At 32.9% G+C, this 21,907-nt stretch carries 17 protein-coding genes; 15 read left to right on the forward strand and 2 right to left on the reverse strand.

Going from position 1 to position 21,907, the window contains the following annotated elements:
- Nucleotides 1-301: 301 nt before the first annotated feature.
- The 3 genes from pfkA to BUC23_RS15850 all read left to right on the forward strand — a co-directional run bounded on the left by pfkA (nucleotide 302) and on the right by BUC23_RS15850 (nucleotide 3,360).
- Nucleotides 302-1,288 (forward strand): 6-phosphofructokinase, encoded by a 987-nt coding sequence (gene pfkA / locus BUC23_RS15840; protein WP_073211237.1) that lies wholly within the window; start codon nucleotides 302-304, stop codon nucleotides 1,286-1,288.
- A gap of 76 nt (nucleotides 1,289-1,364) precedes the next feature.
- Nucleotides 1,365-2,369, forward strand: a complete 1,005-nt coding sequence (gene gap, locus BUC23_RS15845) for a type I glyceraldehyde-3-phosphate dehydrogenase (RefSeq protein WP_073211298.1) — start codon at nucleotides 1,365-1,367, stop codon at nucleotides 2,367-2,369.
- A gap of 139 nt (nucleotides 2,370-2,508) precedes the next feature.
- Nucleotides 2,509-3,360, forward strand: a complete 852-nt coding sequence (locus tag BUC23_RS15850) for an N-acetylglucosamine kinase (RefSeq protein ID WP_073211240.1) — start codon at nucleotides 2,509-2,511, stop codon at nucleotides 3,358-3,360.
- Between the two features lie 143 nt (nucleotides 3,361-3,503).
- On the opposite strand, the gene BUC23_RS15855 is transcribed toward BUC23_RS15850, so the two are convergent.
- Nucleotides 3,504-3,884, reverse strand: a complete 381-nt coding sequence (locus BUC23_RS15855; RefSeq protein ID WP_073211243.1) for a RidA family protein — start codon at nucleotides 3,882-3,884, stop codon at nucleotides 3,504-3,506.
- A 137-nt stretch (nucleotides 3,885-4,021) separates the two neighbouring features.
- The gene (locus BUC23_RS15860; protein ID WP_073211300.1) at nucleotides 4,022-6,769 is read right to left on the reverse strand and encodes a putative LPS assembly protein LptD; all 2,748 of its coding nucleotides are present in this window, start codon (nucleotides 6,767-6,769) and stop codon (nucleotides 4,022-4,024) included.
- Nucleotides 6,770-6,851: 82 nt separating this feature from the next.
- On the opposite strand from BUC23_RS15860, the gene BUC23_RS15865 reads away from it, so the two are divergent.
- From BUC23_RS15865 to bshA, 12 genes are all read left to right on the forward strand, one after another.
- A complete protein-coding gene (locus BUC23_RS15865) occupies nucleotides 6,852-8,021 on the forward strand; it encodes an N-acetylmuramoyl-L-alanine amidase family protein (protein WP_073211303.1) in 1,170 nt (389 codons plus the stop codon).
- A 47-nt stretch (nucleotides 8,022-8,068) separates the two neighbouring features.
- On the forward strand, nucleotides 8,069-9,229 hold the full coding sequence (locus BUC23_RS15870) for an N-acetylmuramoyl-L-alanine amidase (RefSeq protein ID WP_244153847.1): 1,161 nt from the start codon (nucleotides 8,069-8,071) through the stop codon (nucleotides 9,227-9,229).
- 47 nt (nucleotides 9,230-9,276) lie between these two features.
- Nucleotides 9,277-10,242 (forward strand): MlaD family protein, encoded by a 966-nt coding sequence (locus tag BUC23_RS15875; protein WP_073211246.1) that lies wholly within the window; start codon nucleotides 9,277-9,279, stop codon nucleotides 10,240-10,242.
- Between the two features lie 5 nt (nucleotides 10,243-10,247).
- On the forward strand, nucleotides 10,248-11,585 hold the full coding sequence (locus BUC23_RS15880; RefSeq protein ID WP_073211310.1) for a 4Fe-4S dicluster domain-containing protein: 1,338 nt from the start codon (nucleotides 10,248-10,250) through the stop codon (nucleotides 11,583-11,585).
- Nucleotides 11,586-11,643: 58 nt separating this feature from the next.
- Complete coding sequence (locus BUC23_RS15885) at nucleotides 11,644-12,435, forward strand: (Fe-S)-binding protein (protein ID WP_073211249.1); 792 nt, start codon at nucleotides 11,644-11,646, stop codon at nucleotides 12,433-12,435.
- Between the two features lie 32 nt (nucleotides 12,436-12,467).
- Complete coding sequence (locus tag BUC23_RS15890) at nucleotides 12,468-13,238, forward strand: phosphatase PAP2 family protein (RefSeq protein WP_073211252.1); 771 nt, start codon at nucleotides 12,468-12,470, stop codon at nucleotides 13,236-13,238.
- A gap of 34 nt (nucleotides 13,239-13,272) precedes the next feature.
- Nucleotides 13,273-13,755 (forward strand): ABC transporter ATPase, encoded by a 483-nt coding sequence (locus BUC23_RS15895; protein WP_073211313.1) that lies wholly within the window; start codon nucleotides 13,273-13,275, stop codon nucleotides 13,753-13,755.
- Between the two features lie 13 nt (nucleotides 13,756-13,768).
- Nucleotides 13,769-16,762, forward strand: coding sequence for a serine hydrolase domain-containing protein (locus BUC23_RS15900; RefSeq protein WP_073211255.1), 2,994 nt, complete (start codon nucleotides 13,769-13,771; stop codon nucleotides 16,760-16,762).
- 41 nt (nucleotides 16,763-16,803) lie between these two features.
- On the forward strand, nucleotides 16,804-17,424 hold the full coding sequence (locus BUC23_RS15905; RefSeq protein WP_084538379.1) for a phosphatase PAP2 family protein: 621 nt from the start codon (nucleotides 16,804-16,806) through the stop codon (nucleotides 17,422-17,424).
- A gap of 46 nt (nucleotides 17,425-17,470) precedes the next feature.
- Entirely contained in the window at nucleotides 17,471-18,652 is a 1,182-nt protein-coding gene (locus BUC23_RS15910; RefSeq protein WP_073211256.1) for an MFS transporter, read from the forward strand.
- Nucleotide 18,653: 1 nt separating this feature from the next.
- Entirely contained in the window at nucleotides 18,654-20,669 is a 2,016-nt protein-coding gene (locus tag BUC23_RS15915) for a heavy metal translocating P-type ATPase (protein WP_073211259.1), read from the forward strand.
- A 76-nt stretch (nucleotides 20,670-20,745) separates the two neighbouring features.
- Nucleotides 20,746-21,879, forward strand: coding sequence for an N-acetyl-alpha-D-glucosaminyl L-malate synthase BshA (gene bshA, locus BUC23_RS15920; protein ID WP_073211262.1), 1,134 nt, complete (start codon nucleotides 20,746-20,748; stop codon nucleotides 21,877-21,879).
- The last annotated feature ends 28 nt before the right edge of the window (nucleotides 21,880-21,907 follow it).

Genomic DNA, 21,907 nt, shown 5'->3' on the forward strand with positions numbered 1-21,907 from the left:
TATTTCGATAAAAGATTTTGGATTGATTCGGTTGTACTTTGTTGTAAAAGATTTTGCTTACTATATACTTAATTTCTCATAACTCATTTCTTAAATATTTAATTATTAACTATCTTTAACTGTTAATAATTATAAAATAATTGATTTTTTTTAAATTTTGTTAAATAAAACCAATATTTTTTTGCTTTTTTAAAAACTTATTAACGAAAACGTTTGAATTTAAAGGGCTGTCCTAATTTATTAAAAACTCAGCTCTATAAGTGCTGAATGTTTGTTAATTTTACACTTTAATACTTAAATAATGCCAAAAACAATAAAAAAGGTTGGCGTTCTAACCTCAGGCGGAGACTCGCCAGGAATGAATGCAGCGATACGTTCAGTTGTTAGAACTTGCGCTTATCACAACATAGAATGTATAGGAATTTATAGAGGATATCAAGGAATGATTGAAGGAGACTTCAAAGAAATGGGGCCTCGAAGTGTAAATAACATAGTCAATAAAGGAGGGACGATTTTAAAATCGGCTCGCTCTACTGAATTCAGAACACCAGAAGGTAGAAAGAAAGCGCATGAAAATCTTGTAAAAGCCGGAATTGATGCTTTGGTAGTCATTGGTGGTGATGGAACTTTTACAGGAGGATTGTTATTTAATAGTGAATTTGATTTTCCAGTAATGGGAATACCTGGAACTATTGACAATGATATTTTTGGAACAAGCCATACATTAGGTTATGATACTGCGTTAAATACCGTTGTTGATGTAATCGATAAAATTAGAGATACAGCAAGTTCTCACAACCGCTTATTTTTTGTCGAAGTAATGGGTAGAGATGCAGGGCATATCGCTTTGAATGCCGGTATAGGTGCAGGTGCAGAAGAAATCCTTATTCCTGAAGAAGATTTAGGATTAGACAGATTACTTGAATCCCTGCAAAAAAGTAAGGCTTCTGGTAAGTCATCCAGTATAGTTGTTATTGCTGAAGGTGATAAAATAGGTAAGAACGTATTTGAATTGAAAGATTATGTTGATGCCAATTTACCTGAATATGATGTACGTGTTTCAGTTCTTGGTCACATGCAGCGAGGTGGGTCTCCATCTTGTTTTGACAGAGTTCTTGCAAGTAGACTAGGAGTAAAAGCGGTTGAATCGTTAATAGAAGGGAAATCAAGCTACATGGTTGGCCTACAAAATGATAAGGTAACGTTGACACCATTAGAGCAAGCTATTAAAGGTAAAACAGAAATAGACAGAGAATTATTAAGAGTTTCAGACATCATGTCTACATAAATAAAAAAATGAAGTTTATTGTGAGGAAATTAGACTTTAAATGAAGTTACAGAAAATAAACAAAAAATCAATTAAAATGTCAAAAGTAAAATTAGGAATAAACGGTTTTGGAAGAATTGGAAGAATTGTATTTAGAGAGTCTTTCAATAGAGATAATGTAGAAGTTGTAGCTATAAATGATTTGTTAGATGTAGATCATTTAGCTTACTTATTAAAATATGATTCAGTTCACGGTCGTTTCAATGGAACTGTCGAAGTAAAAGAAGGAAAACTTTTTGTAAACGGAAGAAATATTCGTATCACAGCAGAAAGAAATCCTGCAGATTTAAAATGGAATGAAGTTGATGTTGATGTAGTTGCTGAATGTACCGGTTTCTTTACTACTATTGAAACTGCAAATGAGCATATAAAAGGTGGAGCCAAAAAAGTAATAATTTCTGCGCCTTCAGCTGATGCTCCTATGTTTGTAATGGGTGTTAATCATGAATCAGCAAAAGCTTCTGATTTAATCGTTTCTAATGCTTCTTGTACAACGAACTGTTTAGCTCCATTGGCTAAAGTTATAAATGATAATTTCGGAATTGTTGAAGCTTTAATGACTACTGTTCATGCTACGACTTCAACTCAAATGACTACGGATGGTCCTTCTAGAAAAGACTGGAGAGGTGGACGTGCTGCTTCATGTAACATCATCCCTTCTTCTACAGGTGCTGCTAAAGCGGTAGGGAAAGTTATTCCTGCATTGAATGGAAAATTAACAGGTATGTCAATGCGTGTTCCTACCACTGATGTTTCTGTAGTTGATTTAACTGTAAAAGTTGAAAAAGAAACTTCTTACGAAGAAATTATGGCAGTATTGAAAAATGCGTCTGAAACTACAATGAAAGGTATCTTAGGATATACTGAAGATTTAGTTGTTTCCCAAGATTTCGTTTCTGATTCAAGAACATCTATTATTGATGCTAATGCTGGAATTGGATTGAACTCTACTTTCTTCAAAATCATCTCTTGGTATGATAATGAATATGGTTATTCTAGCAAGTTAATTGATTTATCTGTACATATTGCAGGTTTAAAATAATTCTTTATATTTACAAATCCCGTTATATTACATTTAACGGGATTTTATTTTTTGCGCACTTTTAAAAATCCAAATTTTATGCTGCAGGTGTTTTAATTTAAATTGCTCAAAATTCAAAAACCAAAAAAAACCAAAAAAAATGAGATTATTAGTTGATAGTGGTTCTACCAAAGCCGATTGGATTGCAATAGATGATGATGGAAAAGTATTGTTTACAACACAAACTTTAGGATTAAATCCTGAAATTTTAGACGGAGACGAAATAATTGAACGTTTAAATGACCGTTTTGATATTTTGCAAAATAAAAAGGAAGCTACCCATTTGTTTTTCTATGGAGCAGGGTGCGGAACTGAAAGAATGAAAATTTCTCTCTCTCAAATCTTTCAAAGCTATTTTCCAAACGCAATTATAGTTGTTGAAGAGGATACTTATGCTGCTGTATATGCCACTACTCCTAAAGGTGAAAAAGCTATTGTTAGTATTTTAGGTACTGGGTCTAACTGCAGTTATTTTGATGGTAAAGAATTACATCAAAAAGTGCAATCATTAGGCTATATAGTTATGGATGACTGTAGCGGTAATGTTTTTGGAAAAGAATTAATCAGAAAGTATTATTTCAACAAAATGCCTAAGGAATTAGCTGTTGAATTTGAAAAAGAGTACGATTTAGAGCCTGATGCAGTTAAAAGTAAATTGTATAAAGAAGCAAATCCAAACGCTTATCTAGCAACATTTGCAAAGTTCCTAATTCAACATAAAGACAGTGAGTTTTGTAGAAAAATTATCTTCAAGGGGATGAAATCTTTTGTGAAAAATTATATTAAACAATACGAAAACTGTAAAGAAGTTCCTGTTCATTTTGTAGGTTCCATTGCCTTTTATTTGAAGGATGAATTGCAAGAGACTTTTGATAAATATGAATTGAAATTAGGAAATGTTCTGAGAAGACCAATTGACGGACTTATTGCTTATCATATAGCAAATAAATAGTTTTAAGAAGGAGTGTTCCGTTTTCCATTAATAAAAAAACACTACGGATTTACTTGTAAAAAAGTAAATCCGTAGTGTTTTTTATTTGCAATCAATTTTATTAATGCTAGCTATATTAAGAACTGGAACTGATCACTTGATTACTAAAGAATAGCAATCATAGAAATTTCCACATTTACATTTTTTGGCAAACAAGCCACTTGAACTGTTTCCCGAGCTGGCGCAGTTTTTTCGTTAAAATAAGCGCCATAAACGGTATTTATTTTTCCGAAATCATTCATGTCCATTATAAAAATAGTTGTTTTTACAACATTTTCAAATGTCATTCCGGCAGCTTCTAGAACTGCTTTCATATTTTGCATCACTTGTTCGGTTTCGGACTCAATAGTATCCGTAACTAATTCTCCAGATTTTGGATTTATAGCAATTTGTCCTGAAGTATAAAGTGTATTTCCTTTAAGTACGGCTTGGTTATAAGGACCAATTGGAGCTGGTGCATTTTCGGTAAAAATTATGTTTTTCATAAAATGAATGTATTAGATTTTTAAAGTTTTTTTTTGGAAATTAATCAATTATGATTTATTAGTTTCTGTTTGTAAAGATGTAAAAGCCTTGTCTGTTTTCTGCTTGAAATTAATCATAATTAAAAAAAAATAAGAAACTATCGATTGGTTCTACTACGTTTATCCCATTTAATATCGCTTAAAACACCGGCTTTGATCCCAATAAAGAATCCCCAGTTAGCATTATCGCCAAATGGTGTCCAATTGAAATCCATTCTCCAGCTCAGTAAATCTCTTTCGAAACGAAACTGTGTAAATGTTACTCCCTTTTGAACAAAATCATAACCTGTAGATACACCTGCTTTCCATTTAGGTGTAATGTCTGCGTTAGCTGAAATCATTAATGAATTCCCAATAATTTTCTTTTCTCTATTGTTATTCCCATAAGTCAGTGAATAAGCAAAAGTCATGTCCCAAGGTAACTTGGCACTAAAAAACTCCGATATTTTGTCCTCTTCATTTTCTTCTTCCTCACCAAATTGACTTTTTCTGCTATCGCCTAAATCTGTATTTGTTCCAAATAAATCATCTTCACGACCACCGTTTCTTTCACTTTGAGTGTTCTTTTCTTTCTTAGGTTTATCCTTTTCCTTGCTCGAAATGGCGTAATTCAAGGTCATATTTGCACTTGTCATTCGGAATAAACTTCCGCCATTGTCAATATTGAAAACATTAATTCTGGTTCCTGAATTATTGATGGCATAAGGATCTAATGTGGCGCCAAAATTCACATTCATCTTATTTTTCAATAGTTGTGTACCACCACTAACTCTAACTGGTGCAAAAGCAAGAGAGGTAACTCCGTCAGCATTTAGGTTGTAACTTGTAGAAAGATTCAAATTGTTAAGAAGCATTACTTTCTTAGGTTCAATTTTTGTCGAATCCTTATCAGTGACTTTTGCTTCAAACGTATTACTCAAATCGAAACCAAGCGTGTTAGAGTTGCTGTTTCCAGGTGCTCCAAAGATCCCACTTTCAAAGCGGGAGTATTGTTTAATCATAGTTCCAGTAGCATCAGAAGCGTAACTATCGTAGTATTTTTCAAAACTTGGAGTATAACCATAAGAAAGGGAAGGTCGCATGACGTGTCTGATGGATTTTATTTTTTTATCATCACCAAAATTAAAAGTACCGTAAATTGTAGTCCCTAAACTGGATGAGAAAGAATACGTTCTAAAAGCATCAAAACCATTAATAGTATTATCCACTACTTTGCTTTGATCTATATCATAATTTCTTGAAATCGTTTTGGTGTACCATACTTCTCTGTAATTGAAAGAGCTGGAAGCACTGAAATATTTAAATAATTTGAAATTAGTGCTCAGCGGGATCGTGTGTTCAATACCCGTTTTAGCATCTCTAAACATCTGTGGTTTAAAGAATAAAGAATCAGTCGTTACAATACTATTTTTTCCACTTAAATTATATTGTAGGTTGATATTCTTGAAAAATCCTTTTTTGACACCGTCTTTGCCAACAAAAGGATAAATACGATCCATACTTACCTGAAGAGTAGGCAACGTCATGTTAATTTCTTGGGTTTGCGTGTTTTGCGAATGGGTTGCAGTCAATGACATTCTAACTTGAGGAACTGTGTTGAATGTTTTACTGTATGAAATCGAGGAACTTAATGTGTTATTCAGGTTTGATCCAACATTTGCCTGATTGATCGACTGCCTAAAATATTTGCTGCTCCCCAGATTCACAGATGCCGAAAAACTTGAATTCGGATTCGATTTTGAATCCTTCGCATGTGACCACTGTATGTTGTAAATTTTTTGCTTGGAGTAATCAGGATATCCTCTTTCACTGTTAATTAAATTTTCAAATCGAACATTGAAATTACCTCTAAATTTATACCGTTTGGCATAACTGGATTCAAAACGCATCCCATAACTACCATTGGTATAGTAATCACCTAAAACAGTCAAATCATAATTGTCGCTTAGCGCAAAATAATATCCAGCATTTTGCAACGAAAAACCTCTGGTGTTAGAATCATTGTAACTAGGTAAGATTATTCCTGACAGGCTGGTTTCTTTACTCATAGGAAAAAAAGCAAAAGGTAATGCTATTGGTGTTGGAACATCAGCGATAACCATATTAGTCAGTCCCGTGACTACTTTTTTGCCCGGAATAAATTTTACTTTTCTTGTTTGGAAATAATATTCCGGATTATCTACATCTTTTGATGTGGTAAATCGAGCATTTTTCAAGAAATAAACAGAGTCATTTTCTTTTTTTGTGATTTCTGCTTTTATTTTAAATTCCCCTTGGTCAGATCTTGAATTCCAAATTAGTGCTTTTTTAGTTTTAAAATTAAAACGAATGGAATCAGGTTCAACAACGTTACTTCCTTGTTTAAAATTTGGATATTGCGTGTATACTCCTGAAGAATCTTTTATTCGACCCGCATAAACTTCATTCTTTTCATAATCCATAACAATAATACCAGATTTTAGTTCTATGTCCTGATAATATAGCTCAGCCTTGTTATATAAAGTAATAAGTTTTTTCTTTTGATCAATCTTAGCGTAGTCTTCGGCTTTGTATTTTACTTTACCGTCCAAAAATGCTTTCTTTTGCTTTATAGTATCGATTTTTATTGAATCGTTTTCCTTTTTTATTGTGGTTGCTGATTTTTTACTATTAGGAACAACAGTTTTAGAGCTATCTGTTTGTTTGCTAGTAGGTATAGCAGTTGTTTTTTTTGTTGTACCTTGAGAATATAATTTTCCTGATCCTATGGTTAGGAAAATTGATAATAAAACGATATTAAATAAGTTTGTATGCAAAGGTTTAAATGCTATTTTTGTAAAATTATGGCCTGTTTTTTGACACGTCAAACTTACATATAATTTTTTGTCAAAAATAATCAATTATAGAATTTATAACCCTAGAGTTTTAATTAAATTAATTTTAAGAATTATGAATATTACATTTAAAATTAAAATGCTAGTCACTTTCTTTCTTATGGTAGTTACTTTTTCTGCCTATAGTCAATCAAATGTATTTAAAGTAACATTAGATGCGGGACATGGTGCTCATGATTTTGGCGCCGTATATAATGGCCACGTGGAGAAAAACATAGCTTTGGCTGTTGTTCTTAAAGTGGGAAGAATTTTGGAAGCCGCTCCGCAAACAGACGTCATTTATACTAGAAAAACTGATGTTTTTATTGATTTAGTGGAGCGAGCTAATATTGCTAACAGAGCTGATGCCAATATTTTTGTTTCGATACACTGCAATGCAAATAGAAATACTGCTGGATTTGGTACGGAAACGTATGTTATGGGTATGACAAAAGTGGCTTCAAACTTAGAAGCAGCTAAAAAGGAGAACTCCGTTATTACTTTGGAAAAAGATTACAAACAAAAATATGAAGGGTTTGACCCTAATTCTCCTGAGACCATGATTGGAATGACGTTGATGCAAGAGGAATACTTAGATAACAGTATTTCGTTGGCCAGCAAAGTTGAGGATGCTTTTGGAGCCCTTGGTAAAAAAATTAGAGGTGGAGGAGTTAAACAAGCACCTTATATGGTACTTCATAAAGCGTACATGCCCCGAGTTCTTATTGAAATGGGCTTTATTTCTAATTTTGAAGAAGGAAATCTCCTAGACTCTGAAGAAGGTCAGAATGAAATTGCAAAAGCTATTGCATCAGCGATTATTAGCTATAAAAATGAATATTATGGAAGTGGCGAACCGGAAACCTTTGATACTAAACCATCACAGAAAATCATTGAAAAACCAATTAGAGATACAGTAACGGCGGTTAGACCTAAAATGAATTTTAATTCTTCTGAACAAAAAAAAACGCTGAAAGGAACTGATAACTCAGCCGCACTATTTAAAGTACAACTTTCAGCAAGTATTAAAAGAGTTGAATTGCAACCAAGAAATTTCAAGGGGCTGAAAAATATATCTGTAGCCTATGATAACAATGTCTATAAATATATGTATGGGGAAACCCGTGATTATGAAGAAGCAAAAAAACAATTACAAGAGGCTAAAAAAAAAGGCTATGATTCTGCATTTTTAATCGCCTTTAAAAATGGAGAAAAAATCAGTGTTGAAGATGCGATTAAAAATTAGCATACTAGAATAGGTTTCCAATTACAATAAAAAAAACTCCCTGAATTTTGAAAATATCAAAAGAAATTAATGTCAAGTTCTTGTTTATAATCCTATTTTTTTCTTTAAATATTATTTCTCAGTCCAGTCGCAATTTTGTTATTATACTAGATGCAGGACACGGAGGCAAGGATCCAGGGAACTCTTATAATGGTTTTGTGGAAAAAGATATTGCCCTTAAAACTACTTTAAAAGTGGAAAAATATCTTCAAAGAGATCGAGATATTCAGGTTGTTTACACTAGGAAAAAAGATGTTTTTATAGAATTAAGAGAAAGGCCGAAGGTTGCAAATAATATTGATGCTAACTTGTTTATTTCTATACATTGCAATTCTGTTTCCAATGCAACTCCATACGGTACTGAAACTTTTGTAATGGGTTTAGCCCGCAGCAACACTAATTTTGAAATAGCGAAAAAAGAAAACTCGGTAATATTATTGGAAAAAAATTATAAAAAATCGTACAAAGGTTTTGATCCTAATAAACCGGAAACACTGATTGGTCTGAAGATTATGCAAGAAGAATACCTGAATAGAAGTATTAGTCTGGCATCAAAAATAGAAAAGAATTTCACTTCAAAATTGAATAGAAAATCAAGAGGAATTAAGCAAACACCTTTATGGGTTTTGGATGCGGCATATATGCCAAGCGTCTTGATTGAATTAGGTTTTTTATCCAATAAAGAAGAGGGACTTTACCTAAATTCTGAATCAGGGCAAGATAAAATGGCAGAAACTATTGCCGACGCCATTATTAGTTACAAAAGACAATATTTTGAAATTGATTCAGATGAACCAGCATTGGAAAGATCAACGAAAAATCAAAGAAAAGACACTGCAACTATTTTAAAAAATAAAACATCGAAGGAAACGGTATCTGCACAAAAAAAGACTGTTGATAAAGTATCCTCTGGAGTAGTTTTTAAAGTTCAAATCGCAACTTCAAAAAAAAGCATCAAATTAGTCCCCGTTAATTTTAAAGGATTGAAAAACGTTTCATTATCAACAGAAAATGGAATTTTTTTTAAGTACAATTATAGTTCAACATCAGACTATACTACAGCTAAACAAAATTTAGAAATTGCAAAATCTAAAGGTTTTCCCTCTGCATATCTGGTAGCTTTTAAAAACGGTGAAAAAATTAGTATACAAGAAGCCGTTAAATTATAATAACAAGTTTAAATTTTTATATTAAATTTGTGCAAAATACTTAAATTTTGAAAATAACAAGAGAAATTAAAACTGCCGTACTAGTCATTGCATCTATTTTATTATTTATTTGGGGCTACAGTTTTCTAAAAGGAAGAGACCTTTTTACAAATTACAAAACTTTTTATGTTGAATATAAAAATGTTGAGGGATTGGCCACATCTTCACCTGTGACCTTAAATGGTCTAATCATCGGTAAAGTAAATAGTATTGCTTTAAATCACGAAAACGGAAATCTATTAGTTGAACTTCAATTAAAAACGGATTTTCCAATTTCTAAATCCAGTGTAGCCACAATTTATGAGCCAGGATTTATTGGAGGAAAGCAAATCGCGATTTATCATAATTTTCAAGATAAAACCATTGCAGAAGATGGGCAAAAACTGCGTGGAGACGTAAAAATAGGACTTACTGAAAAAGTAGGTGATCAATTAGCTCCACTTCAGGAAAAGTTTGAAAAAATAATGCTTCATACAGATCAACTAATAACAGGGGTTAATAATGTTTTAGATAAAAAAGGTCAAGAAGATTTGAAAGTAAGTTTATCAGAGTTGTCTAAAACTATTGAACAGTTTCATAGAGCATCTGCAAGTGTAAATACTTTATTAGACGAAAACAAAGCGCAAATAAAAGGAGCTGTCACTAACTTCAACAAAATTTCTAACGATTTTTCTAAAATATCGGATTCAATAAATAAAGCTGATTTAGGAAAAACCGTAAGAAATCTAAATAAAACATTGGCAAGAGTTGACGGTATAATGAGCGGTTTAGAAGCTGGAAAGGGTTCTATGGGGAAATTATTGCACGATGAAGCCTTTTATGAAAATTTAAAAGCTACTACAAAAGAATTAGAATTGTTACTACAAGATATAAGACTAGTACCAACAAGATATGTTAATATTTCTGTATTTGGAAAGAAAAATAAACCATATATTGCTCCAAAAAATGATTCAATAATTAAAATAAAAAATTAGCAATGATGAGCTATTTAGACAATATATTATTTGCCATATTATTGGTTATAGGTTTTGGATATTTTTATAATAATATTAGGAAAATTATTAGAAATATTAATCTTGGTGTGGCTGTTGACAGGAAAGATAACAAAAAAGCACGTTGGAATAATATGGCCATGATTGCTCTTGGTCAGTCTAAAATGGTGAAACGACCTATAGCAGGAGCACTTCATATTATTGTGTATGTTGGTTTTGTTATAATCAATATAGAATTATTAGAAATAATAATTGATGGTTTATTTGGCACGCACAGAGTTTTTTCTTTTTTAGGACCAGTATATAATGTATTGATCGCTTCTTTTGAAATATTAGCATTATTAGTTTTAGTTGCTGTTATTGCTTTTTGGACCAGAAGAAATATTATAAGATTAAAACGATTTGCAAGTTCAGATTTGAAAGGCTCTCCTAAAAATGACGCTAATTATATTTTATATTTTGAGGTTGTTTTAATGACTTTGTTTTTATTAATGAATGCAACTGATTTGCATTTACAAAATGTTCCTGGAGGTTTTTCTCATTTTATCAAAGCAGGGTCATTTCCTATCAGTCAATTTATTGAGCCGTTATTTAACGGGATGTCAAACGAATTGGTGATGCTTTTTACCGAAATATTTTGGTGGTTGCACATCACTGGTATTTTGATTTTTATGAATTACTTGTACTTTTCGAAACACTTGCATATTCTCTTGGCTTTCCCTAATACTTATTTTGCAAATCTAAATCCTCAAGGTCAATTTGATAACTTAGAATCCGTTACAAAGGAAGTAAAGATGATGATGGATCCAAATGCAGATCCATTTGCAGCAGCGCCACCAGCTGCTGAAAATGAAGTGCCAAGTAAGTTTGGAGCAAGTGATGTCCAAGATTTAAATTGGGTTCAATTATTGAATGCTTATACTTGTACTGAATGTGGTCGTTGTACTTCCTCATGCCCAGCTAATATTACGGGAAAAAAATTATCTCCTCGTAAAATTATGATGGACACCAGAGATCGAATTGAAGAGGTAGGCAGGAATATCGATGCTAATAAAGGAGTTTTTATTCCGGATAATAAATCATTGTTAAACGATTATATTACACCAGAAGAGCTTTGGGCATGTACATCCTGTAATGCATGTGTGGAGGAGTGTCCAGTAAGTATAAGTCCGCTATCAATAATAATGGATATGCGACGCTATTTAGTTATGGAACAAAGTGCCGCGCCAATGCCAATAAATGCTATGATGACCAATATAGAAAATAATGGTGCGCCTTGGCAATACAATCAACAAGACCGCTTAAATTGGAAAAACGAAAACTAATATTTTAAAGTTTAATTGGTTATTCCTTTAAACGTTTAACCGAATCAATAAAAAAATCATGTCAGAAAATTTAATAGTGCCAACAATGGCAGAAATGCTAGCTCAAGGGAAGCAACCAGAAGTTTTATTTTGGGTAGGTTGTGCAGGAAGTTTTGATGATAGAGCAAAAAAAATAACAAAAGCATTTGTTCGAATTTTAAATCGTAGCAATGTTTCTTTTGCGGTACTAGGTACTGAGGAAAGTTGTACTGGAGATCCTGCAAAAAGAGCTGGAAATGAGTTTTTGTTTCAAATGCAAGCCATGATGAATATTGAGGTTTTAAATGCATATGAGGCAAAAAAAATAGTTACTGCTTGTCCGCATTGTTTTAATACTTTGAAAAATGAATATCCTGAATTAGGCGGAAAGTACGAAGTAGTCCATCACACGGAATTTTTGAAATCACTTTTAGATGATGGAAGATTGACAATTGAAGGAGGGCAATTCAAAGGAAAAAGAATCACTTTTCATGATCCGTGTTATTTAGGAAGAGCTAATAACGTCTATGAAGCTCCTAGAGATCTGATACTTAAACTGGATGCCGAATTAGTTGAGATGAAACGTTCTAAAGCAAATGGATTATGCTGTGGTGCCGGTGGAGCACAAATGTTTAAAGACGCTGAACCTGGGAACAAAGAAATCAACGTTGAAAGAACCGAAGATGCATTAGAAACAAAACCCGATATTATTGCTGCTGGTTGTCCATTTTGTAATACAATGATGACTGATGGAATAAAAAATAAAGAGAAAGAAGGTGATGTAAAAGTTATGGACATTGCTGAGTTAATTGCTAATGCTCAAGATTTGTAAGTATTCTATTTTAATTTACTTAATCGGCTATTATGATTTATAAAAATGTTCTATTTTTCATAATAATGCTGTTGAGTTTGGTCTCATCTGCCCAGTCTGTTGATGCCACTCCAGTAGATAGTTTAGCAATTAAAAATAAGCTACAAATCCACTTTAGAGCAAAACAATTAATTATTCCTGGAGTTTTAATTGGTTATGGAATAATAGGAATTGGTAATGATCAGCTCGAATCATTTAATGATCAAATTAAAGAAGAGGTAAAAGAGAACATTGATAAAAAGTTCACTATTGATGATTTTTCGCAATATCTTCCTTTGGCTTCCGTTTATGGTTTGAGTGCTATTGGTATTAAGGGGAAAAATAATTTCCGTGATAAAACCATTATCGTTGCAACTTCATATTTAATTATGGGAATTGCAGTAAATAGTTTAAAAAGGACTCTTAAAGTAGAGCGGCCTGATGGTTCTGGCTTTAATTCTTTTCCTTCGGGACATACTGCTACTGCTTTTATGGGAGCAGAATTAGTTTACCAAGAATACAAGGATGTGTCTATATGGTATGGTATTTCAGGATATTTAGTTGCTACAGGCACAGGAGCATTTAGGCTTTATAATAACAAACACTGGCTCACGGATGTAGTTGCTGGAGCAGGAATTGGAATATTAAGCGCAAAGGCTGCTTACTGGCTATATCCTTCCATTAATAGATTACTAGCTTCTAAAAAACAAACAAATAAAAAAACAGCATTTATTCCTTATTATGACGGTAAACAAGTGGGATTTGGACTTGTTTCAACGTTTTAATAATTATAACAGCGTTAATTATAAAAATAAAATTATGTACGTTCCTTTTGAAAATTTACCCGAAGAATCTAAAATCTGGATTTATCAATCAAACAGAAAATTTTCGGATGCCGAGTTTTCTGAAATCGAAACTGCTTTGCAATCCTTTCTTGAAGGCTGGGCTGCACACGGAACAAGTCTAGTGTCGTCTTATCAGTTAAAATACAATAGATTCATTATAATTGCCGTTGATCAAGATGTTCAGGCTGCAACAGGATGTTCAATTGATTCATCTGTTGAGTTTATTCAAAGTTTAGAACAAAAATACGGTGTTGATTTATTGGATAAAATGAATGTGACTTTCAAACTAGGGGAGCATATTGCACATAAGCCTTTGATTGATTTTAAGAAAATGGTTAAGGATAAAGCCGTTACTGAAAACACTATCGTTTTTAATAATTTGGTTAATAACATCGAAGAATACAATGAATCGTGGGAAGTTCCCGCTATTGACAGCTGGCACAGTCGCTTTTTTTAAACAAAATAGTTCAATGAAAAAAATAGGCATCAGAATTGTTTTATTTTATGTCCTGTTTCTTTTTGTTGCCGCTAGTTGTGTTGGTACAAAAATTAATAAGCCTAAAGTAATTCTAAGCAATATTCCATCAAAAACAGGTAATTCTGTAAATGATGATTTAAAAAATGCACCTACGCTTTTTGAGTTATCTCCCAAAGGAACTAAATGGGTAGATAGTGTTTACACTGCAATGAATTTAGACGAAAGAATAGGCCAGTTATTTATGGTTGCCGCTTATTCTAATAAAGATACGGTCCATTTTAATGCTATTGATAAACTGATTACTGAAAACAAAATTGGAGGATTAATTTTCTTTCAAGGTGGTCCGGTTCGTCAAGCAAATTTGGCTAATCGTTTTCAGTCCAAGTCAAAATTTCCATTATTTATTGGTACTGATGCGGAATGGGGTTTAAATATGCGTTTGGATTCTACCTCCAGATATCCTTGGAATATGACTCTTGGAGCCATCCAGGATATGAAATTGGTAGAAAGAGTGGGAGTTCAAATGGGAGAACAAAGTAAGCGACTAGGCATTCAATTTAATTTCGCACCAGTTCTTGACATTAACACTAATCCAAGAAATCCTATAATTGGCTTTCGTTCCTTTGGAGAAGATAAATACAAGGTTACTGAACATGCCATTGCTTTTATGAAAGGCTTCCAAAGTCAAGGTGTTTTTTCCACTGGGAAACATTTTCCCGGACATGGCGATACGGAGACGGACTCCCATAAAGGACTGCCAACAATCAATTTCTCTAAAGAAAGATTGGAAGAGGTGGAGTTTTATCCATATAGAAAAATGTTTCACGAAGGACTTTCTTCTGTTATGGTTGGGCACTTAAATGTTCCCAGTTTAGAACCAAGGCCAAATTACCCTTCGTCAATTTCCTTTAATGTAGTCACTACTATTCTTCAAAAAGAATTGGGTTTCAAAGGGCTTATATTTACGGATGCCTTAAATATGAAAGGAGTAAGTAACTCTAATATTCCAAGTGAAATAAATTTTGAAGCTTTTATGGCTGGGAATGATATTTTATTATTTCCAGAAAATGTGCCTGCAGCTATTGATAAATTCAAATTGGCCTATTCTACTAATTTAATTCCGGAGGAAAGATTAGCTTTTTCTGTAAAGAAGATTCTAAAATTTAAGTACAAGGCCGGTTTAAATTCCTATAAACCTATTGCAATCGCTAACTTATATAAAGATTTAAATTCAACAAAAAATGATGCTTTACAGTATGAACTTTATGAAAATGCGCTTACTGTTTTAAAAAATAAGGCTTCTCTTTTACCAATTAAAACCTTAGAAAGTCAAAAAATAGCCTATGTTAAAATGGGGGATGACAAGAACGATACTTTTGTTTCTACATTAAAAAAGTATGCAGAGATAACAGTTATTTCGGATACAAATCTTGATAGTTTACAAGTAAAATTGAAACCATTTACAACCGTAATTATTGGTTATCATAAATCGGATGTGGCTTTTAAAAACGGTGATTTAAATTCAGACGAACTATTTAAAATCAATTATTTAGCCCGAAATAATAATGTTATTTTGGATATTTTTGCAAAACCATATTCTTTACTGTCTATTGCAAATTTTGATGATATTGAAGGCTTAATTGTTTCTTATCAAAACAGTACTATCGCACAAGAAGTTTCTGCGGAATTGATTTTTGGAGCTATTGAAGCCAAAGGAAAATTACCGGTATCCATAAACACAAGTTTTAAAGTTAATGATGGTTTAGCAACCGAAAAACTAAACCGTCTTGGATTTACCGCTCCAGAAAATGTGGGGATGAACCCTGAAATACTATCTAAAATTGATGCTTTAGCTCAAAAGGCTATAAATTCCAGAATGACTCCTGGAATTCAAGTACTTGTGGCTAGAAAAGGAAAAGTAATTTACCAAAAATCATTTGGATATCATACCTACAATAAAGATTTAAAGGTTTTGGATTCAGATATTTATGATGTAGCTTCATTAACAAAGATTCTTGCTACTTTGCCAAATGTTATGCAACAATATGATCAGGAAAAAATTAATATGGAAACGACATTAGGAACGATGTCTCCAATATTTAAAAATTCCAATAAAGAAAATATTCACTTCAAAGAATTATTATCTCATTATGCAGGCCTTGTAGCCGGAATTCCATTTTATAAGTCAACGATGGATAAATCAAACTTTTCAGAAAAATATTTCAGAAAAGTTTCAGAGGATCAGTTTTCTAAACAATTAGGTGATAGTCTTTTTATAAGAAATGATTTTCATGACACGATAATGAAAATGATTATTAAAAGTAAATTAGCTGTTAAAAAAGAATATAAATACAGTGATCTTACTTTTATGATTCTTAAAGATTATTTAGAAAATACAACGGGTAAAAAGTTAGATGATTTAATTCAGGAGAATTTCTACCGATCGCTAGGTATGAATAATTCAAGTTTCAATCCTTTAACGAAATTTGATAAAAACAGAATTCCGCCCACAGAAACAGATACCTATTTCCGTCGCCAACTTTTGCAAGGTTATGTTAATGATTTATCGGCGGCATTAGAAGGTGGAGTTTCTGGTCATGCCGGTGTTTTTTCAAATGCAATGGATGTAGCTAAAATTATGCAATTGTACTTGCAAAAAGGGAGCTATGGTAATCACCAATATTTTTCTGAGAAAACGTTTAATGATTTTAATACCTGTTATTTTTGTGCTGAGGGAAATAGAAGGGGAGTTGGATTCGATAAACCGCAATTAGGAGCTGAAGGTCCTACCTGTGGATGTGCTTCTATGACAAGTTTTGGACATACCGGTTATACCGGGACGATGGCTTGGGCTGATCCTGATACAGAAATAGTTTACATATTTTTATCGAACAGAACTTTTCCAATTGCGGCAGAAAACAGACTTTCTAAAGAAAATATCAGGGAAGACATTCAGGAAATAATTTATGATGCAATTATTAAGTAAAGTAAAATTGTAATTGGTATAATGTTATATTTGGAGTTGCTATGAAAAAAAGGAGTAAGTTGCTAAAGTCTGTTTTTTTTACCTTGTTTATTTTTTGTGTAAGCATTGTAAATGCTCAAAATATTGATATTGATATTTTAAGAGATATTAATGTAAATAGGAATAAAAACTTGGATTTCACTTACAAAGTTCTTAGTAACAGTACTATGGAAGTCAGCACTGCGATTCCCATTATTATGTATACTGTAGGATTTATAAAAAAAGACAGCGCCGTTAGAAAGCACGCTATATTTATTGGAGAAACTTTCTTAGTGAATGGTTTTATTACAGCTGCTCTAAAAGTAGCGGTACGAAGAGAAAGACCATATAATAGGTATTCTGATATTGACAGGGCAACTTCGGCAATTGGCTATTCATTTCCGTCAGGTCATACATCGACAGCTTTTTCGACAGCAACATCACTAAGTATGGTATATCCTAAATGGTATGTAATTGCGCCTTCTTTTGTTTGGGCAAGTGCGGTAGGATATTCACGATTGCATTTAGGAGTTCATTATCCTTCGGATGTAATTGCAGGTGCTGTTTTAGGAAGTGGCTCTGCGTACCTAACCTATAAGGCTAATAAATGGCTTAATAAGAAAAGATCTAAAAGGGAAAAATAACGATTTATACCATGTACTGTTCCATGAAAACGAAAAATAATTCAAAATGAAAAGATTAAATTATATTTCAAAAACGGTCTGGATATTATCATTAGTTAGTCTGTTTACAGATACAGCGAGCGAAATGCTTTACCCAATAATGCCTATATACCTTAAATCAATTGGGTTCTCGATTGTATTAATTGGTGTTTTAGAAGGCTTTGCCGAGGCTTTAGCTGGATTAAGTAAAGGATATTTTGGTAAGTTATCTGATAATTCAGGTAAACGAGTGCCGTTTGTGCGTCTGGGCTACGGTTTAAGTGCTATTTCAAAACCCATGATGGCGGTATTCGTCTTTCCTCTTTGGATATTTTTTGCCAGAGCAATTGATCGTTTCGGAAAAGGAATTCGCACAGGGGCAAGAGATGCTATTTTATCTGATGAAGCAACTGTTGAAACCAAAGGAAAGATATTTGGATTTCATAGATCAATGGATACGTTTGGTGCCGTTCTAGGACCTGTTATAGCTTTGGCTTATCTGCATTTTTATCCACAACAGTACAAAACGCTTTTTTATGTTGCTTTTATTCCAGGCTTAGTAGCTGTATTTGCTTCTTTTTTGCTTAAAGATAAATTTAAGATACAAGCAAAGGAGGTAAAACAGACTTCGTTTTTCTCGTTTCTTAGCTATTGGAAAACAAGTCCTGCACAATATCGAAGACTAGTAATAGGACTATTAGCATTTGCCTTATTCAACAGTTCCGATGTTTTTTTACTTTTAAAAGCAAAACAAGCAGGCTTGAATGATACTGTGGTAATAGAGATTTATATTTTTTATAATTTAGTTTATGCTCTTTGTGCATTTCCATTAGGAATTTTTGCTGATAAAATTGGATTGAAGAAAATGTTTATTTTTGGACTATTTCTATTTGCAATTGTCTATTTTGGAATGGCATTTACTAAAAATAGTTATATTATTGGAGGATTATTTTTAATTTACGGTGTGTATGCGGCCTCAACCGAAGGAATTTCAAAAGCATGGATCAGTAATATTTCTGATAAAAAAGATACGGCGACTGCCATTGGAACTTATTCTGGATTTCAAAGTATTTGCGCCTTATTGGCTAGTTCTTTTGCTGGACTCCTTTGGTATCAATTTGGTGCGAATACTACATTTTTTATTACTGGAATAACTACATTACTTATTATTATTTATTTTTCGTTTTTCATTAAATACAAAACAATCTAAAATGGCATTCCAACATAAAACTTTACCTGACGACAAATGTTGCGCAGTAGAAGAAAAAAAAGTTGTTAAAATGAACAAAGATGCGGGATGTTGTTCCCACGATGAATCTGAAAACCATGCTGATGATGATCACGACCACGATCATTCAAATGGGAGTGATACTGTTTTTAAAATGTTCTTGCCTTCAATAATAAGCTTACTACTGCTATTAGTGGCAATCGCATTAGACAATTATTTTCCCCAAACCTGGTTTGTCGGTTGGGTTAGGATTGTATGGTTTTGTGTTGCTTATATTCCGGTAGGTTTGCCTGTCTTGAAAGAAGCTTTTGAAAGCATACGCAAAGGCGCTGTTTTTTCAGAATTTTTTCTAATGTGTATCGCAACACTTGGTGCTTTTGGAATTGGTCAATATGCTGAGGGTGTAGCTGTAATGTTATTTTATTCTATTGGGGAATTATTTCAAATGTTAGCTGTAAAAAGAGCCAAATCCAGCATCAAATCATTATTAGATCAAAGACCGGACTCTGCGAACGTAATTGAAGGATTAGTCACTATTTCAAAGAAAGCTTCAGATATTAAGATTGGAGAAATCATTCAATTAAAGCAAGGTGAAAAATTGGCTTTGGACGGAAAACTAATTTCGGAGTCTGCCAATTTTAACACAGCTGCCTTAACTGGAGAAAGCAAACCAGACACTAAATTAAAAGGAGAAATGGTCCTTGCGGGAATGATTAATCTAAATGCAGTTATCCAGGTCCAAGTTACTACTGATTTTAAGGACAGTAAGTTATCCCGAATTCTGGAAATGGTTCAGGAAGCCACTGCTAAAAAAGCGACAACCGAATTATTTATTAGAAAATTCGCAAAAAATTATACTCCAATAGTTGTTTTTCTGGCCATCGGAATTTGTTTGATTCCGCTCTTATTTGTGGAGAACTATGTTTTTAAAGATTGGTTGTACCGCGCTTTAATTTTTCTAGTAATTTCATGTCCTTGTGCATTAGTAATTTCTATTCCGTTAGGGTATTTTGGTGGAATTGGCGCCGCCAGCAAAAATGGGATTTTGATTAAAGGCTCTACCTTTTTGGATATTTTAGCTTCTATTCAAGTAGTCGTTATGGATAAAACAGGAACATTAACCAAAGGGGTTTTTAAAGTTCAAAAAGTGGTCGCCACTGGAATTTTGGAGGTTGATTTAGTAAAGTATACTGCCGCAATTGAAGCGAAATCAACTCATCCCGTTGGTTCAGCCATAATTGAATATACAAAGGATATTGCCAAAGACACTATAACTACTGAGGTTGAAGAAATTGCAGGTCTAGGAATAAAAGGACTCGTCGACGGGAAAGAAATTTTAGTAGGAAGTAGTAAATTGATGAAAAAATTCAACATCGATTATGACACTGAAATTGATACTATTCCATTTACAATCATAGTTGTTGCTCTGAATAATAAATATATGGGCTATTTTATTATTGCTGACGAAACAAAAGAGGATGCAAAGGAAGCAATTCAGAATTTACATAGCGTAAATGTTAAAACTATTATGCTTTCAGGAGATAATCAAGTGATAGTTTCGCTTGTCGCCAAGGAGTTGAATATTGACCAAGCTTTTGGGGAATTATTGCCTGAGGATAAAGTTCAAAAAGTGTCAGAACTAAAAGAACAGCATTTAAAAATAGCATTTGTTGGTGATGGGGTGAATGATGCACCAGTAATCGCTTTAGCAGATGTTGGAATTGCAATGGGAGGTTTAGGAAGTGATGCAGCTATTGAAACTGCAGATGTAGTGATTCAAAACGACCAGCCCACGAAAATTTTTACCGCAATAAATATTGGAAAAAAAACAAAACAAATAGTTTGGCAAAATATTGTTTTAGCTTTTTCTGTTAAACTCGTAGTTTTAATTTTGGGAGCAGGAGGATTAGCCACGATGTGGGAAGCCGTTTTTGCAGATGTTGGTGTCGCTTTATTGGCCATTTTGAATGCAGTAAGAATTCAACGAATGAAATTTTAAAAAAATGAGTTTTTAACTTAACTTTCTCTAAAATTCCAAGCTAATTTTATTAATTTCGTTTCATTAAATTAAATACATGAAAATTGCAATAGTTTGTTATCCTACCTTTGGAGGAAGTGGAGTTGTCGCTACAGAACTAGGTCTTGAACTGGCTAGACGTGGTCATGAAATTCATTTCATAACATATAGTCAACCAGTGCGTCTGGCTCTTTTGAATCCTAATGTGCATTACCATGAAGTTAATGTGCCTGAATATCCTTTGTTTCATTATCAACCGTATGAATTGGCTTTATCGAGCAAATTAGTCGATATGGTAAAGTTATATAAAATCGAATTGCTTCACGTGCATTATGCCATCCCGCATGCATATGCAGGTTATATGGCGAAACAAATGCTAAAAGATGAAGGAATTAACATTCCGATGGTTACAACGCTACACGGAACAGATATAACTTTAGTTGGTAATCACCCATTTTATAAGCCTGCAGTAACTTTTAGTATCAATAAATCAGATTATGTAACTTCAGTTTCCCAAAGTTTGAAAGACGAGACTCTTAAGTTATTTAACATAAAAAAAGAAATTGAGGTTATTCCAAATTTTATCGAATTGGATAAGAATGTTAATGACCCAAGTATTGCCTGTCATCGTTCTGTTATGGCAAAAGCAAATGAACGTATCATTACCCATATTAGTAATTTTAGAAAAGTAAAACGAATTCCCGATATTATAAAAATATTTTACAACATTCAAAAGGAAATTCCTGCTAAGTTAATGATGGTAGGGGATGGACCAGAAAAGGAGAAAGCTGAATATTTATGCCAAGAATTAGGTATTTCAGACAAGGTAATCTTTTTTGGGAACAGTAATGAAATTGATAAAATTCTAAGTTACACGGATTTGTTTTTGTTGCCGTCAGAGACGGAAAGTTTTGGTTTAGCTGCCTTGGAAGCGATGGCTTGGAGTGTTCCTGTAATTTCAAGTAATTCTGGAGGTTTACCTGAAGTGAATTTTGATGGAATTTCTGGTTATTTAAGTGATGTGGGTAACACAGATGAAATGGCAGAGAATGCTTTGAAAATTCTTAAAGATGATGAAACTCTAAAAAAATTCAAAGAAAATGCTTTAGATATTGCGAAGAAATTTGATATCAAAAACATTTTGCCATTGTATGAGGATTTATATCAAAAAGCCATAATGCAATACGTATAAGGTTCTTTCTTAATTATATTTAAAAAAA

Origin of the sequence: Flavobacterium xinjiangense (assembly GCF_900142885.1) — a bacterium.
GTDB lineage: Bacteria > Bacteroidota > Bacteroidia > Flavobacteriales > Flavobacteriaceae > Flavobacterium > Flavobacterium xinjiangense.

Excerpts from the sequence above, each read along its gene's own strand:
- pfkA (WP_073211237.1), top strand. The coding sequence starts at position 302 with ATGCCAAAAACAATAAAAAAGGTTGGCGTTCTAACCTCAGGCGGAGAC.
- gap (WP_073211298.1), top strand. The coding sequence starts at position 1,365 with ATGTCAAAAGTAAAATTAGGAATAAACGGTTTTGGAAGAATTGGAAGA.
- BUC23_RS15850 (WP_073211240.1), top strand. The coding sequence starts at position 2,509 with ATGAGATTATTAGTTGATAGTGGTTCTACCAAAGCCGATTGGATTGCA.
- BUC23_RS15855 (WP_073211243.1), bottom strand. The coding sequence starts at position 3,884 with ATGAAAAACATAATTTTTACCGAAAATGCACCAGCTCCAATTGGTCCT.
- BUC23_RS15865 (WP_073211303.1), top strand. The coding sequence starts at position 6,852 with ATGAATATTACATTTAAAATTAAAATGCTAGTCACTTTCTTTCTTATG.
- BUC23_RS15880 (WP_073211310.1), top strand. The coding sequence starts at position 10,248 with ATGAGCTATTTAGACAATATATTATTTGCCATATTATTGGTTATAGGT.
- BUC23_RS15885 (WP_073211249.1), top strand. The coding sequence starts at position 11,644 with ATGTCAGAAAATTTAATAGTGCCAACAATGGCAGAAATGCTAGCTCAA.
- BUC23_RS15890 (WP_073211252.1), top strand. The coding sequence starts at position 12,468 with ATGATTTATAAAAATGTTCTATTTTTCATAATAATGCTGTTGAGTTTG.
- BUC23_RS15895 (WP_073211313.1), top strand. The coding sequence starts at position 13,273 with ATGTACGTTCCTTTTGAAAATTTACCCGAAGAATCTAAAATCTGGATT.
- BUC23_RS15900 (WP_073211255.1), top strand. The coding sequence starts at position 13,769 with ATGAAAAAAATAGGCATCAGAATTGTTTTATTTTATGTCCTGTTTCTT.
- BUC23_RS15905 (WP_084538379.1), top strand. The coding sequence starts at position 16,804 with ATGAAAAAAAGGAGTAAGTTGCTAAAGTCTGTTTTTTTTACCTTGTTT.
- BUC23_RS15910 (WP_073211256.1), top strand. The coding sequence starts at position 17,471 with ATGAAAAGATTAAATTATATTTCAAAAACGGTCTGGATATTATCATTA.
- BUC23_RS15915 (WP_073211259.1), top strand. The coding sequence starts at position 18,654 with ATGGCATTCCAACATAAAACTTTACCTGACGACAAATGTTGCGCAGTA.
- bshA (WP_073211262.1), top strand. The coding sequence starts at position 20,746 with ATGAAAATTGCAATAGTTTGTTATCCTACCTTTGGAGGAAGTGGAGTT.